Genomic DNA, 15397 nt, shown 5'->3' on the forward strand with positions numbered 1-15397 from the left:
AAAAATCCCGGCGTGGCTAGCGCCATCGCCGGGAGAGCACATTTACAACCCCTGGCAGAGATACTTCATCTCCAGGTAATCTTCGATTCCGTGTTCCGACCCTTCGCGGCCAAGACCGGACTGCTTTACCCCGCCAAACGGTGCGACTTCGTTGGAAATCAGTCCGGTATTGATGCCGACCATGCCGTATTCCAGCTGCTCGGAGACGCGCCAGATACGGGCGGCATCGTTGCTGTAAAAATAGGAGGCGAGGCCGTAGATGGTGTTATTCGCCTGCTCGATGACCTGCTGCTCATCGTCAAATTTCACCAGCGCCGCCACCGGGCCGAAAATCTCTTCCTGCAGCAGCAGTGACCCCGGCTGTACGTCGCCGATCACCGTAGGGGTGAAGAAATTACCGCCCAGCGGATGCGCTTTACCGCCGGTTAACAGCGTGGCGCCGCGGCTCAGGGCGTCGTCGAGCAGGGACTGCACTTTGCGCCCGGCGTCGGCGTTGATCAGCGGGCCAATCTGTACATCGGACTCGCTGCCATCGCCCACTTTCAGGGCGGCGACACGGGCGACGAACTTATCGCAGAATTGGTCGTAGACGGCGCGATGAATATAGAAGCGGTTGACGCAGACGCAGGTTTGCCCGGCGTTGCGGAACTTGGCGATCAGCGCGCCCTCGACCGCTTTATCGATATCGGCGTCGTCAAAGACGATAAACGGCGCGTTACCGCCGAGCTCTAAAGAGAGCTTTTTGATGGATTCCGCGCACTGGCGCATCAGCACGCGGCCAACTTCGGTCGAACCGGTAAAGGAGAGCTTACGCACCCGCTCATCGCCGGTGAACACCGCGCCAATCTCTCGCGACTGGCCGGTAACGACGTTAATGACGCCCTGCGGGATCCCGGCCTGATTCGCCAGCTCCGCCATCGCCAGCGCGGTAAACGGCGTTTCGTTAGCCGGCTTAATCACCATCGTACAACCCGCGGCCAGCGCCGGGCCGGCCTTCCGGGTGATCATCGCCGCCGGGAAGTTCCACGGGGTGATCGCCGCGCAGACGCCTACCCCCTGGCGGATCACCATCAGGCGTTTATCGGCGCCGGGGGAGGGGATTATCTCGCCGTTGGCGCGTTTCCCTTGTTCGGCAAACCACTCGATAAACGAGGCGGCATAGGCGATTTCGCCTTCCGCTTCCGCCAGCGGCTTGCCCTGCTCGGCGGTCATTATCTGCGCCAGCGCGGTTTTGTTTTCGAGGATCAGGCGGTGCCAGTTTTTCAATAGCGCGGCGCGCTGAGCGGCGGTTAATGCGCGCCAGTTCGGCAGCGCGGCCGCGGCGGCATCCACTGCCTGTTGCGCTTCCGCACGCCCCATATTGGGGATCTGGCCGAGCGTCGCGCCGGTGGAAGGATTGCTGACGGCAAGCGTCGTACCGTCGGCGGCGTCGCGCCAGCTTCCGGCAATCAGCGCCTGCTGGCGAAACAGATCTGAGTGAAACACAGACATAGCAAGCTCCTTCAACGATTACGGCTGGAACACCTGGGCGACCAGATTGTGGAAATGCGCGATCCCGTGCTCGGAGATACCGCTGCCGCTGTTATCCGCCATAATGCGCCCCTGGCCGCGATAGCCGCGGGACTTCAGCCCCTTCTGCACGCTTTCCACCAGGCGTAAATCTTCCGGGCGGAACACGTCGCGATACCACTCAATCAGCGCTTTCTGATCGTCAGTCAGCTCTTCGTTGGTGAAATAGATGTCGTAATTCTGCAGAGTGGTCTCTTCATCCACCGGGAACTCATAGATAACGGTCATCATGCCCTTGATCGGCGTGACGTTGAACATGGTGCACGGCCACAGCCAGAAACCGTGAAACGCGGCGTCGGTACCCTCTTCGAATTTAAACGACTGCTCGGACGGTTTGGCGAAGCCATACTGCAGCGTCCATTTGCCGTGCATGGTGTGCCAGTAGCGGTCAACCTGGACGGAATCCGAGAAGCCCGGGTGCGCCGGACCGCAGTGGTAACATTCCAGATAGTTATCGACGATATTTTTCCAGTTCGCCGGGGTGAGGGTGGTAAAGCGCGCCGCCAGTTTCAGATCATGCACGTCCGGACAGGCTTCCAGCACTTTGTCCTGCAGCCCCGGTAGCTGCGTTTCCACACTCTCCGCTTCCGGATTCATATTGATAAACACAAAACCGGCATACTCTTCCAGGCGAACCGGCACCAGCGTTGCCTTTTCGCTATCGAAATTCGCCACGTTTTCGCAGTTGCGGGCGTGGGCGAGATTGCCGTCCAGCTTGAAGGCCCAGGCGTGATAGGGGCAGGTAATCACGTTTTTGGCTTTGCCTTCGCCGCTCAGTAGCTGGTGGCCGCGGTGTGGGCAGACGTTATAGAAGGCGCGCAGAATGTTGTCGCGGCCGCGGACGATAACGATATTTTCGCCGATGATCTCCCGGGTAATGTAATCGTTCGGCCGGGCGACCTCGCTGCCGTGGGCGACGCAAATCCAGCTATTGGCGAAGATGCGCTCTTTCTCGTGCTCAAACGCCTGGCTGTCGGTATAAAAACGGGCCGGAATGGTCCAGGCATCCTGCGGATTAGCGCAAAAGTTAATCGGCAGGGTGAAGTCAGGGCTCAAATTGCTCATGTAGGGTCTCCTTGTGATTATTGTCAGTAAGAGGTGTTACAGCGACTGGCCGTCGCCTTTGAGTACCGCGCCAACCGGCAGCGTCTCGGCTTTAATAATGGGCTCGGGGGTATGGGTTTCTATCTGATGGACCGGAACGTGGGCGTAGTCCTGTTTTAACCAGCGCACGAAGCCGCCGGTTTTAATCAGTAAAATGGCCAGGAACGGTAGGGCGGTCAGCACCACGGTGGTTTTCATGGTCTCAAGCGAAGCGCCGGTAAACAGAATCGACAGCGGGATGAGGGTGATCACCACGCACCAGAACAGGCGCATGCCGCGATCCGGATCCTCGCCTTCGCGCAGGTTGCGGGTACTGGTCGCCGCCATGGTGTAGGCCACCGCATCCATGTGCGAGGCGAGGAAAACAATCATCACGAACAGATAGGCGGCGAGGAACAGCTTACCTGCCGGCAGCGACATCAGGACCTGCTGGACGGCGGTTTCGCCGCCGAGAGTCTGCATCACCTGTGGTACGTTAATCACGCCGTTGACGAACTGATGCATGGCATAGCTTTCCATCACCCCGAAGAAAAACCAGCAGCCGGCGGTGCTACCGAGGAGCAGTCCCCAGATCACCTCTTTGATTTTGCGCCCGCGGGAGACGCGGGTGACGAACATCGCCACGCCTGGGGTATAGGAGATCCACCACAGCCAGTAGAAGACGGTCCAGTTGCGGGTAAAGGCGCCGTCGCCGAGCGGGTCGGTAAACAGGCTCATCTGCAGGAAGTTTTGGGTCGTCAGGCCGACGGCGTTAATGACGTTATTGGTGATGAATTCGGTCGGGCCAACCAGTAATACCACCAACGGCAGCAGAAACGCCCCCCAGCCGACCATTTTGCTCAGGCGCTGCAGGCCGTTGTTGATGCCAATCCACGAACTCATGCAGAAAATACCGCCGGAGAGCAGGATCACAAATGCCTGCACGGTGAAGTTATCCGGCAGTCCGGTCAGCGCTGACAGGCCGCGGGTGAAGGTGGCGGCGGTGACTACCAGCGAAATGGTTAACGCGCCGACGGTAGCGATCAGGAACATCAGATCGACCAGACGGCCCCAGAAACCTTGCGGATTAACGCCGGTGATCGCTGAAACGATCCCGGAGAGGCTGAGGCCTTTATTTTTCCGCACGTGGAAGTGATAGGCCATGATCAGCGAGGCGAGGGTATAGGTTGCCCAGGCGCTTACGCCCCAGTGGAAGAAAGAGTAAGGGATGCTGTATTCCAGCGCTTTCGGCGATTGCGGGGCAATGTTAAGGCCCGGGGTCTGGTAGTAATAAGCCCATTCGGCAACGCCCCAGTACAGCGTGGAGGAGCCGAGACCGGCGCAGATAAACATAAACAGCCATGAGAGGGTACTGTATTCGACTTTACCTTCGCCGAGCCGGATATTGCCGTATTTGCTGGTGGCCAGATACAACACCAGTCCCAGCGCCAGCAGCACCAGTACCTGTACCGTGGAACCCAGCAGGCGGGTCACGCCGTTAAAAATCGAATCAGCCGCCTGCGCGGTTTGCTGGGGGAAGAGACTTAATGTAGCGGCGATGAAAACAATGGCCGCCAGGCTGATGGCAATCAGCGGCACATCTTTTTTCTTTACGTTGCTCAACATGAGTGATCTCCTGGGCATGATTGCCCGTCGGTGGCTTTAGCCTGTCGTTGTTATCACGCTGTAGGGTCAGGGTTCGTAGCAAGATGCTATTAACAATCGGATTATTTCTTCGTTACATGAATTAAACAATTGGCCGTTTCGTGAAGCAATAAAACACGAAACGGAAATAATAAAAGGTGAATTGGCGCAGGTTCTGTCCTTTCAGGAATTAATAAAGTTCACCGCTGTGATGCGGTTCACTTGTCAATCGTGGGGGATTCTGCATAGCGAAAAGAGAGGGGAGTTGGCGGACCAGGCGCGCGGGTTTTCCCGGGTAGCGGCTGCGCCTTACCCGGGCTACTTGCTGTGCCGTTTTTTTGCCGGGTGGCGGCTGTGCCTTACCCGGCCTACTCACTACATTATCGTGCCATTGTAGCCTCGGTAAGCGCAGCGCCACCGGGGAGTGGCGGAGTAATTACGCCAAAATGGCCTTGCAGATAGCCTCGCTAACCTGCTGCGTTGAGGCACTGCCTTTCATGTCCGGAGTTTTCGGTCCGCAGGCGATCGTCTGCTCAATCGCCGCCAGAATGCCATCGTGAGCGGCGTGGTAGCGCTCATCGCCGTTGCCGAGGAAATCGAGCATCATCGCCCCGGCCCAAACGGTGGCGATCGGGTTGGCGATATTTTTACCGTAAATATCCGGCGCCGACCCGTGAACCGGTTCGAACAGCGACGGGAAATTGCGCTCCGGATTGAGATTGGCCGACGGCGCAATGCCGATAGTGCCGGTACAGGCCGGGCCGAGATCGGAGAGAATATCGCCGAACAGGTTGGAGCCGACCACCACGTCAAAACGCTCCGGCTGCAGCACGAAGCGGGCGCACAGGATATCGATATGCTGCTTGTCCCAGCGAATTTCGGGATAGTTTTTGGCCATCTCTTCCACCCGCTCATCCCAGTAGGGCATGCTGATCGCCAGACCGTTGGATTTGGTTGCGGAGGTCAGCGTTTTGCGTGGGCGGCTTTTCGCCAGTTCGAAGGCGTAGCGCAGGATCCGGTCCACGCCGCGGCGGGTAAAGACCGACTCCTGAATCACCACTTCATGCTCGGTGCCTTCATTGGCGCGGCCGCCAAGGGCGGAATATTCGCCTTCGGTATTTTCGCGCACCACGTAAAAATCAATATCGCCGGCCTTTTTACCCGCCAGCGGGCAGGGGACGCCGGGGAACAGGCGCACCGGGCGCAGGTTGACGTATTGATCGAACTCGCGGCGGAACTTCAGCAGCGACCCCCACAGCGAAATGTGGTCGGGAACGGTATCCGGCCAGCCGACGGCGCCGAAGTAGATAGCATCGAAGCCCTGCAGCTGCTCGCGCCAGTCGTCCGGCATCATCTTGCCATAATGGGCGTAATATTCGCAGCTTGCCCACTCCATCTGCTCGAAGCTCAGCGACAGATCCCAACGCTGTGCGGCGGCTTGCAGCACGCGAATCCCTTCAGGCAGAACTTCTTTGCCAATTCCGTCACCCGGGATGGCGGCAATACGACAGGTTTTTTTCATTCCGGTTCTCACTTTTTAACGATGATGTTTGACCACCTGCCTATCCTATAATTGACTGGTTCATAATTAATCACGCTAACTGGTGAAACATAAAACACAGATCATGAATAATCTGCCGCTGCTAAATGATTTACGCGTCTTTATGCTGGTCGCTCGCCGGGCCGGGTTCGCCGCCGCCGCCGAGGAGCTTGGCGTATCGCCGGCGTTCGTCAGCAAGCGGGTTTCGCTGCTGGAGCAAACCCTGAATGTGATGTTGCTGCACCGGACCACCCGTCGGGTCACCATTACCGAAGAGGGGGAGCGGATCTATGAATGGGCGCAGCGCATTTTGCAGGATGTCGATGAGATGATGGATGAGCTTTCCGACGTGCGCCAGGTGCCGCAGGGAACGCTGCGTATTATCAGTAGCTTCGGCTTTGGCCGTCGGGTTGTCGCCCCGGCGCTGTCGGCGCTGGCTCTCCAGTACCCGCAGCTGGAGCTGCGTTTCGATGTCCAGGACCGGCTGGTGGATTTAGTCAATGAAGGGGTGGATCTCGATATTCGCGTCGGCGACGATATCGCACCGAATCTGATTGCCCGCCAGCTGGCGGCCAATCACCGCGTACTCTGCGCCTCGCCGCAGTTCCTTGCCCGCCATGCGCCGCCGAAACAGCTGAGCGATCTGGCCGCGTTACCCTGTCTGGTGATTAAAGAGCGCGATCACCCGTTCGGCGTCTGGCAATTGCATAGCAAAGAGGGCCAGCACGCCATCAAGGTAACCGGGCCGCTCTCTTCCAACCATGGTGAAATTGTGCATCAGTGGTGTCTGGACGGGCAGGGGATTGCGCTCCGTTCGTGGTGGGACGTCCGGGAGAATATCGCCAGCGGACATCTGGTGCAGGTGCTGCCGGACTACTGGCAGCCGGCCAACGTCTGGGCGGTTTACGTCTCCCGGCTGGCGACGTCGGCTAAAATTCGCACCACCGTGGAGTTTCTGCGCCACTACTTTCAGCAGCACTATCCGCAGCATGAGCCGACGGCCAGCGCCGTCGGCAGAGGCGATTAAACCCCAAGGCGGTCGCGCAGGCTGTAGTAGGCGGCGCCCATGGCGGTAAAAGGAATGCGCAGGCTGCGGCCGCCCGGGAACGGGTAGTGCGGCAGTTTGGCGAAGGCGTCGAAACGCTCGGCGTCGCCGCGCAGCAGCTCTGAAATCAAGCGTCCGGCAAGGTGGGTACAGGTCACGCCGTGGCCGCTGTAGCCCTGCATGTAGTAAATATTGTTATCGAGACGCCCGAACTGCGGCATCCGCGACAGGGTTAGCAGGAAGTTGCCGGTCCAGCGGTAGTCAATCTTCACCCCCTGCAGCTGCGGGAAGGTTTTCAGCAGTTTCGGCATAATCAGCCGCTCCACGTCGTCCGGATCGCGCGCGCCGTAGACCACGCCGCCGCCGTACAGCAGACGGTTGTCGCCGGTCAGACGGTAGTAGTCCAGCAGGTAGTTACAGTCTTCCACACAGTAGTTTTTCGGGATCAGCGAGCGGGCGACCTCTTCCGACAGCGGAGCGGTAGTGACCACCTGGGTGCCGCACGGCATGCTGCGTTTCGCCAGCTCCGGCTCCAGTTTATCGCCGAGATAGGCGTTGCCGGCGACGATCACGTAGCGCGCGGTGACCTGGCCGCGCGCGGTGCTGACCACCGCCGGGCTGGTGTGCTGGATGCGGGTGACCGGCGACTGCTCATACACCCGGCCGCCGTTCAGGCGAATGGCATCCGCTTCGCCGATGGCGAGGTTCAGCGGGTGAATATGGCCGCCGCTGTGGTCGAGCAGGGCGCCGACGTAGCGGTCGCTGTCCACTTCGCGACGAATGGCCTCTCTGTCCAGCAGCTCCAGCTGGGTGTTGCCGTAGCGCTCCCAGTTGGCTTTCTGCTCTTCCAGGGTTTCCAGCTGTTTATGGTTCATCGCCACGAACAGGCCGCCCGGGCGGTAATCGCACTGGATCTGATACCGCTGGATGCGTTCGCGGATGATATCGCCGCCTTCGAACATCATGCTGCCGAGCATTTTTGCCGCATCCGGGCCGTAGTTCTTTTCAATGACGTCGATATCGCGGCTATAGGAGTTGACCAGCTGCCCGCCGTTGCGGCCGCTGGCGCCGAAGCCGATGCGCGCCCCTTCCAGCACCACCACGTCGTAGCCCATTTCGGCCAGATGCAGGGCAGACGAGAGGCCGGTGTAGCCGCCGCCGACGACGCAGACGTCACAGTTGATGGATCCCTCCAGCGTCGGGAACGGTTCATACTTGTTGGCGCTGGCGGCATAGTAGCTAGTGGTATGTTCAGTCATGATCAAGACTCCAGGGCAATCCAGATGGTTTTCAGTTCGGTGAATTTTTCCAGCGCGTGCAGCGATTTATCGCGCCCGTTGCCGCTCTGCTTGTAGCCGCCGAACGGAACGGTCATATCACCATCGTTATAGTTGTTGACGAAGACCGAGCCGGCCTTCAGGCGGCGGCTCATGCGGTGGGCGCGGGAGAGATCGCGGGTCCACACCGCGGCGCCCAAGCCGTAGTCGCTGTCATTGGCGAGCTTTAGCGCCTCTTCTTCGCTTTTGAAGCGGGTCACCACCAGCACCGGGCCGAAGATCTCTTCCCGGCTGAGGGTTGATGCCGGGTCGACGTCAACGAAAATGGTCGGGCCAACGGCGGCAGGCCACGGGTTTTTCCGTCCGTCGAGGAACAGGGTGCTTTGGCTTTCGCCGCCGCGAATAAAGCTATGCACGTTGTCGGCATGGGTATTGTCAATCAGCATGCCCATGGTGGTGTCCGGATCGAGCGGGTTGCCCGGCTGCCAGTGTTGCGCCTCAGCTTTCAGCCGTGCCAGGAACTCGTCAGCGATGCTCTCCTCGAGCAGCAGACGGGTCCCGGCGATGCACACCTGTCCCTGGTTGTAGAAGATGCCGCCGGCGGTGGCGCGAACCGCTTGTTGCAGATCCGGGCAATCGGCGAAGACAATGTTGGCGCTCTTGCCGCCCGCTTCCAGCCACACGCGCTTCATATTGCTGTCGCCGGCGTCTTTCAGCAGCTGCTTGCCGGTGCGGGTGGAACCGGTGAAGGTGATGACTTCAACATCAGGATGCAGGGCCAGCGCCTGCCCGGCCTCGTGGCCAAAGCCGCTGACCACGTTCAACACGCCGTCCGGCAGGCCGGCCTCTTTCGCCAGCCCGGCCAGACGCAGGGCGGTAAGCGGCGATTTTTCCGAGGGTTTGAGGATTACGCTATTGCCCGCCGCCAGCGCCGGGCCGAGTTTCCAGCAGGCCAGCAGCAGCGGGAAGTTCCACGGCACCACCGCGGCGATCACGCCAATTGGTTCGCGAACGATCATCGCCAGCTCGTTGCTGCCGGTGGGGGCCACTTCGCCATAGACTTTATCCAGCGCTTCGGCATACCAGCGAATGGCGCGGGCGGCGCCGGGAATATCGTCGCGCAGGCTGTGGCGAATCGGCTTGCCGGTATCCAGCGTTTCCAGCAGCGCCAGCTCTTCACGATGGGCCTCCATCAGATCAGCAAAGCGAGTGAGAACCGCTTTACGCCGGGTCGGAGAGGCCTGCGACCAGTCGCCGTTATCAAAAGCCTGGCGCGCGGCCTTCACCGCCCGTTCGACGTCGGCTTTTTTACCGCGGGCGACCTGGGCTAATGTCTGCTGCGCGGCAGGGTCGATCGTTTCAAAGGTGGTATTATCGGCCGCGGCGCAATATTCGCCGTTAATAAATAAGCGTGTTTCAATGGCCAGGTTTTTCGCTTTTTCCTGCCAGTAAGCCAGGTGCTGAAAATTCATCATGACTCCTTAAAAACATTATCGGCAAAATAATCAGTGCGGCGTTTTCAGGCTGCACGGGGGCACTGCGCCGGGCGCAGGGCATAGCGTATCCCCGGAGTTGAATACCGTTTTATTCTCCTGAGTTTTGACAGGTTGTTTGCAACCCGAATTATTCAGGAGCGAGTCGCCATTCACTGGCGTTAATTATTTCAGGGCCAACAGGAAATAATATTCCGTACGGCGCAGACGTTATTACTACGAGTTCTTCGCCGCGACGAAAATAGATTTTCCGTCGCGACAGGCCTGAAGTAAGCCTGAACCTCGTTCAGGCGAAATAATCAGAATGTGGTGGGGGTGTGGGCACTGATGATGCGGCAGATGCCTGCCGAGGTGTTGCTGAAGCTGTGCGGAATGCCGGTATTAATGGCATAGCTCTGTCCAGCCACCAGGTGGTACGACTGACCGTTAATGGTCAGCACGATCTCACCTTCCAGTATGGTGCCTATCTCCTCACCCTGATGCTTAATCCTCTCCCCGGTCGTGGTTCCAGGCTGGTAAGTTTCAAAAATCATCGCCAGCGTACGGTTCGGATTTCCGTTATGAACCAGCTTCATGGAAACGCCCTGACTTCCCATCTCAATCAGGTCATCCTGATTAATGACCACCTGGGGTTCGTCCGGCTTTTCGGGTTCAGAAAAGAATTCCGAGAGCGACAGCCCATAGACTTTCAGCAGCTTTTGCAGCGTACTGATGGCAGGACTGACTTTATCCTGCTCTATGGTGCTGATGGCACTATGTGTTAACCCAGACAGTTCGGCGGCACGACGCTGTGAGAGACCCAGCTGTTGGCGGATCTCTGACAGACGTTTCCCTGGCGCCAGTCCGTCATCGCTCATATTTGCATTTCCTTAACGGTAGTGGTCAGCGCCGCCGCTTTTCAGCATGATGGCCCTGACAGGCGGTGATAAAACCATCAAACAACATACGCGACAGGGCGTATTCGCTACTGTTCCATTCTGGATGCCACTGTACGCCCAGCGCGAAAGGATGATCGTTCACGCTGACCGCTTCCACCAGTCCATCCGGCGCTCGCGCCTCCACGCGCAGCTGCGGACTGAGGGTTTTTGCCCCTTGCCCATGTAGCGAGTTTACCCAAAACGTGTTGCAGCCCGGTATCAATTGCGACAGCAATCCTCCTTCCTGAACCTCAACCTGATGGGACGGCGCATACTGCTGCTCGACGGGCAGTTCAGGATCTTCGCGATGTTCAAGGAGCTCAGGCTGCTCGAACAGACGACGATACAGAGTCCCGCCGGTGGCGACAACCAGTTCCTGCAGTCCACGACAGATGGCGAAAATGGGGATGCGCCTTTCGAGCGCGGCGTTAATCAGCGCCATGCTCAGAAGATCACGCCCGGGGTCGGCGTCAGGCTCATCGCCGTTTTCACCATAAAGGTGCGGCTGCACATTGCTGGGGCTGCCTGGCAGGTAGATCCCGTCCAGTTTATCAACGACCGCGTTCAGTAGCTCCGGCTCCGCCAGCGCATGCGGCAGGGCAATCGGCAGTCCGCCGGCGTTAACAATTGCATTCAGGTACTTTTCTTGCAAGGTCTGGGTCTGGTGACCCTTAAGCCTGTTTCTACACATCACGACGCCAATAACTGGCTTGTACATTATATTTTCCATGATCGCCCTCACAAAGTGGACTAAATTATGACCGCTATAGCGGGTTTAACGGCCATATCGTTCAATATTTTCTCAATCTAGCAGTGGAAATAGCCCTTTGCAAACTTAATTTAACATTTGACAAACAATTTATTTGCATACACAGTCGATGGGGTGGACATTATATTTAACGGTCTGAGTGCAGGACCGAAACCCAACCAACGGCGGTGAATCATGGAAACCAATATCGTAGAAGTTGAGAATTTTGTTCAGCAAACGGAAGAGAGACGGGTTAGCGCGTTCGCGAAAGAAGTGAAGCGCTACCTCGAAACCTACCCTGATACCCAGTATGTCGATGTCCTCCTCACTGACCTGAACGGCTGCTTCCGCGGCAAGCGCATCCCGGTTGCCGGCCTGAGCAAACTGGAGAAAGGCTGTTATTTCCCGGCCTCGGTGTTTGCGATGGATATTCTCGGCAATGTGGTGGAAGAGGCCGGTCTGGGCCAGGAGATGGGCGAGCCGGATCGCAGCTGCATCCCGGTACCCGGCACCTTAACCCCTTCGGCGGCTGACCCACAATCGATAGCCCAGGTACAGCTAACCATGGTTGATGAAGATGGCGCTCCCTTTGACGTTGAGCCGCGGAACGTACTCAACCGCCTCTGGCAGCAGTTGCGCCAGCGCGGGCTGTTCCCCGTGGTAGCGGTAGAGCTGGAGTTCTATTTACTGGACCGCAAACGCGATGCCGAAGGCTACCTGCAGCCGCCGTGTGCGCCGGGCACCGACGATCGCAACACCCAAAGCCAGGTCTACTCGGTCGATAACCTTAACCACTTCGCCGACGTGCTCAACGACATCGACGAGCTGGCCAAACTGCAGCTGATCCCCGCCGATGGCGCGGTGGCGGAAGCCTCGCCGGGCCAGTTTGAAATCAACCTTCACCATACCGATAACGTGCTGGACGCCTGCGATGATGCGCTGGCGTTAAAACGTCTCGTGCGTTTGATGGCGGAGAAGCATAAGATGCACGCCACTTTTATGGCGAAGCCTTATGAAGAGCATGCCGGCAGTGGGATGCATATCCACATCAGCATGCTGAACAATAAAGGGGAAAACGTGCTGGTGGACGGCGATGGGGAAGACTCTGCGCTGCTCAAACGCGCGCTGGCCGGGATGATCGATCTGATGCCGGCTTCGATGGCGCTGCTGGCGCCGAACGTGAACTCGTATCGCCGCTTCCAGCCGGGGATGTACGTCCCGACGCAGGCTTCGTGGGGGCATAACAACCGCACCGTCGCGCTGCGTATTCCGTGCGGCGAGCGGCAGAACCACCGCGTGGAGTATCGCGTCGCGGGGGCGGACGCCAACCCGTATCTGGTGATGGCGGCGATTTTTGCCGGCATTCTGCACGGGCTGGATAACCCCCAGCTGCCTTTACAGGAAGAGGTGGAAGGTAACGGTCTGGAACAAGAGGGCCTGCCATTCCCGATCCGCCAGAGCGATGCGCTGTGGGAGTTTATGCAGAACGATCACTTGCGTGAGCGCCTCGGCGAGCGTTTCTGCCATGTTTTCCATGCCTGTAAGCATGATGAATTACTGCAGTTTGAGCGTCTTATCACAGAAACCGAAATTGAGTGGATGTTGAAAAACGCCTGATGGTCGCCCCGCGAGGGGCCCATAAGTTTGGTAATCAGTAGCATCATACGGCCTGAGCGGAGCCTGGCCGACGTTTTTGCTGGGAGCCCAGCCATTTCCCGGATGTCGCGTTAAGGAGCGCAGGCGGCAACGGGGCTTCAGTTAACGACACAGTGTGTGACGAGGAAATGAGATGATGCAGATGTTCAAATATCCGCAGGGAGAGGGAGGCCGCTCAGGCCGCATTGGATGCCAGCCAGCTACCGCTTACCGGTCCGTCTTACCCTTTTATCTATGCCTTACCCCTTTGCTAAGCAGGTTTGTCACGCGGACGTTGGGCCCGCAAACTGTTAACAGCAAGGGGGGTATGGTCGATGGCTATTAATCCTCCGGCGCATAACGCCGCTCAGGCGGGCAGACCGCGTCTGCGTAAATCCCTCAAACTCTGGCAAGTGGTGATGATGGGGCTGGCCTATCTGACGCCAATGACGGTGTTTGATACCTTCGGCATCGTCTCCGGCATCAGCAATGGCCACGTTCCGGCGTCTTATCTGCTGGCGCTGGCTGGCGTGCTGTTCACCGCCATCAGCTACGGCAAACTGGTGCGTCAGTTTCCGGAAGCCGGTTCCGCCTATACCTACGCGCAAAAATCCATCAGTCCGCACGTCGGCTTTATGGTTGGCTGGTCGTCGCTGCTGGATTATCTGTTTCTGCCGATGATCAACGTCCTGCTGGCGAAGATCTATCTCTCGGCCTTGTTCCCCGAAGTGCCGCCGTGGGTGTGGGTAGTGACCTTTGTCGCTATTCTGACCGCCGCGAACCTGAAAAGCGTTAACCTGGTGGCCAACTTCAATACCCTGTTCGTGCTGGTGCAGATTTCGATCATGGTGGTGTTTGTCATTCTGGTGGTGCAGGGGCTGCATAAAGGCGAGGGGGTGGGTACCGTCTGGTCGCTGCAGCCGTTTATCAGCCAGAATGCGCATCTGATCCCGATTATTACCGGCGCGACCATTGTCTGCTTCTCGTTTCTCGGCTTCGACGCGGTGACCACCCTGTCGGAAGAGACCCCTGACGCCGCGCGAGTGATCCCGAAGGCAATTTTTCTCACCGCGATGTACGGCGGCATTATCTTTATCGTCGCGTCGTTCTTTATGCAGCTGTTCTTCCCGGATATTCATCGCTTTAAAGACCCCGATGCCGCGCTGCCGGAGATTGCGCTGTACGTGGGCGGCAAGCTGTTCCAGTCGATTTTCCTGTGCACCACCTTTGTTAACACCCTGGCGTCCGGCCTGGCCTCCCATGCCAGCGTCTCCCGTCTGCTGTACGTGATGGGCCGCGACAACGTCTTCCCGGAGCGCATTTTTGGCTATGTGCATCCGAAATGGCGTACCCCGGCGCTGAACGTGATTATGGTGGGCATCGTTGCGCTGTCGGCGCTGTTCTTCGACCTGGTGACCGCCACCGCGTTGATTAATTTCGGCGCGCTGGTGGCCTTCACCTTCGTTAACCTGTCGGTGTTCAACCACTTCTGGCGGCGCAAGGGGTACAACAAAACCTGGAAGGATCGACTGCATTATCTGCTGCTGCCGATGGTCGGGGCGTTGACGGTCGGGGTATTGTGGATCAATCTCGAGGCCACCTCCCTGACGCTCGGCCTGGTGTGGGCGGCGCTTGGTCTGCTGTACCTGACTTATCTGACCCGACGCTTCCGCAAACCGCCGCCGCAGTTTGATGCCGCTAAAGCGGAGCAGGCCTGGGAGTCATAGGTTCTGAGGCATAAACTGAACGAAGGCAGGCCCGCAGGCCTGCCTTCGTTTTGGCTTCGGTAAGGGACAGTACAGGACGGTAAAGAAATCAGCAGAAAACGGTGGGGAACGGAAGGTATTATTTCTTCTTTTTATGGACAGGTAACTGACTGGCGCGCCGCTCTTTGAGGTACGACACCAGGCTGTAGATGGCGACGCCCAGCAGCGCCACCGCGACGATAAAGAGAATAAGACCCGACATAGACCAACCTAATATTCTGTTTGGAAAGGGAAAAAGATACAGGGCTCTGTGTGAAGATAACATCGGGATATGTCTGAAAGATGACGCCTCATCGCGAGAATATCCGGCGGCGGGGTTGTGATAAAATATTTCCCGCAGGGATGTGACCGCCTGGGTTTCACCTGAAATGGCATAACACTCCGTTAAGTGATTTTACAGAAGTGCGGCCTACAGCGAGTTACGCTGACCGCGAATAAGAACGATCTGAGAGTCAGTCATGTATAAGAAAACCCTCAGCCTGCTGGGCGTAGCGTTGGCGCTGTCTGCCTTCGCCAGTCAGGCTGAAAGTGAACGTCAGGCGAGCCGCGAGCGGATCGTGGAGCAGGTCCTCAAGCCGTGTGAAGGCAAAAAGGCGGGCGATAAGGTGGTGATTACCGATCGCCGCGGCGGCGAGCACGAGGCGATCTGTACCCTGACGGCGGTTCCGCTACCGGAGTAG

At 58.2% G+C, this 15397-nt stretch carries 13 protein-coding genes; 4 read left to right on the forward strand and 9 right to left on the reverse strand.

Annotated elements, in window-relative coordinates; genetic code table 11:
- Window positions 1–42 precede the first annotated feature (42 nt).
- From BHE81_RS21015 to BHE81_RS21030, 4 genes are all read right to left on the reverse strand, one after another.
- Window positions 43–1491: an NAD-dependent succinate-semialdehyde dehydrogenase gene (locus BHE81_RS21015; RefSeq protein WP_021462870.1), complete on the reverse strand. Its 1449-nt coding sequence runs from the start codon at window positions 1489–1491 to the stop codon at window positions 43–45.
- A gap of 18 nt (window positions 1492–1509) precedes the next feature.
- Window positions 1510–2634, reverse strand: coding sequence for a carnitine monooxygenase, oxygenase subunit YeaW (gene yeaW / locus BHE81_RS21020; protein WP_002898571.1), 1125 nt, complete (start codon window positions 2632–2634; stop codon window positions 1510–1512).
- Between the two features lie 36 nt (window positions 2635–2670).
- On the reverse strand, window positions 2671–4278 hold the full coding sequence (locus tag BHE81_RS21025) for a BCCT family transporter (protein WP_004183615.1): 1608 nt from the start codon (window positions 4276–4278) through the stop codon (window positions 2671–2673).
- A gap of 454 nt (window positions 4279–4732) precedes the next feature.
- Window positions 4733–5818, reverse strand: coding sequence for a tartrate dehydrogenase (locus BHE81_RS21030; protein WP_012068535.1), 1086 nt, complete (start codon window positions 5816–5818; stop codon window positions 4733–4735).
- An 82-nt stretch (window positions 5819–5900) separates the two neighbouring features.
- Between BHE81_RS21030 and BHE81_RS21035 the strand changes: the two genes are divergently transcribed.
- A complete protein-coding gene (locus tag BHE81_RS21035; RefSeq protein ID WP_014907871.1) occupies window positions 5901–6863 on the forward strand; it encodes a LysR substrate-binding domain-containing protein in 963 nt (320 codons plus the stop codon).
- On the opposite strand, the gene BHE81_RS21040 is transcribed toward BHE81_RS21035, so the two are convergent.
- The 4 genes from BHE81_RS21040 to puuD all read right to left on the reverse strand — a co-directional run bounded on the left by BHE81_RS21040 (window position 6860) and on the right by puuD (window position 11286).
- The gene (locus BHE81_RS21040; protein ID WP_002898585.1) at window positions 6860–8140 is read right to left on the reverse strand and encodes an NAD(P)/FAD-dependent oxidoreductase; all 1281 of its coding nucleotides are present in this window, start codon (window positions 8138–8140) and stop codon (window positions 6860–6862) included. The two genes, BHE81_RS21035 and BHE81_RS21040, sit on opposite strands and share 4 nt — an antisense overlap.
- Window positions 8141–8142: 2 nt before the next feature.
- Window positions 8143–9630, reverse strand: coding sequence for an aldehyde dehydrogenase PuuC (gene puuC / locus BHE81_RS21045; RefSeq protein ID WP_023302080.1), 1488 nt, complete (start codon window positions 9628–9630; stop codon window positions 8143–8145).
- Window positions 9631–9950: 320 nt separating this feature from the next.
- Window positions 9951–10508: an HTH-type transcriptional regulator PuuR gene (puuR, locus tag BHE81_RS21050; RefSeq protein WP_002898590.1), complete on the reverse strand. Its 558-nt coding sequence runs from the start codon at window positions 10506–10508 to the stop codon at window positions 9951–9953.
- A gap of 25 nt (window positions 10509–10533) precedes the next feature.
- Window positions 10534–11286 (reverse strand): gamma-glutamyl-gamma-aminobutyrate hydrolase, encoded by a 753-nt coding sequence (gene puuD, locus BHE81_RS21055; protein WP_020802183.1) that lies wholly within the window; start codon window positions 11284–11286, stop codon window positions 10534–10536.
- A gap of 225 nt (window positions 11287–11511) precedes the next feature.
- Here puuD and BHE81_RS21060 point away from each other — a divergent pair, with 225 nt between their 5' ends.
- Both BHE81_RS21060 and BHE81_RS21070 read left to right on the forward strand, forming a co-directional pair.
- Entirely contained in the window at window positions 11512–12933 is a 1422-nt protein-coding gene (locus BHE81_RS21060; RefSeq protein WP_002898595.1) for a glutamine synthetase family protein, read from the forward strand.
- A 353-nt stretch (window positions 12934–13286) separates the two neighbouring features.
- Entirely contained in the window at window positions 13287–14678 is a 1392-nt protein-coding gene (locus BHE81_RS21070; protein ID WP_004141463.1) for an APC family permease, read from the forward strand.
- A 118-nt stretch (window positions 14679–14796) separates the two neighbouring features.
- On the opposite strand, the gene BHE81_RS21075 is transcribed toward BHE81_RS21070, so the two are convergent.
- Complete coding sequence (locus BHE81_RS21075; protein WP_002898600.1) at window positions 14797–14919, reverse strand: small membrane protein; 123 nt, start codon at window positions 14917–14919, stop codon at window positions 14797–14799.
- 256 nt (window positions 14920–15175) lie between these two features.
- Here BHE81_RS21075 and BHE81_RS21080 point away from each other — a divergent pair, with 256 nt between their 5' ends.
- The gene (locus BHE81_RS21080) at window positions 15176–15397 is read left to right on the forward strand and encodes a hypothetical protein (protein ID WP_002898602.1); all 222 of its coding nucleotides are present in this window, start codon (window positions 15176–15178) and stop codon (window positions 15395–15397) included.

Origin of the sequence: Klebsiella sp. AqSCr (assembly GCF_008452795.1) — a bacterium.
Classification (GTDB): Bacteria; Pseudomonadota; Gammaproteobacteria; order Enterobacterales; family Enterobacteriaceae; genus Klebsiella; species Klebsiella pneumoniae.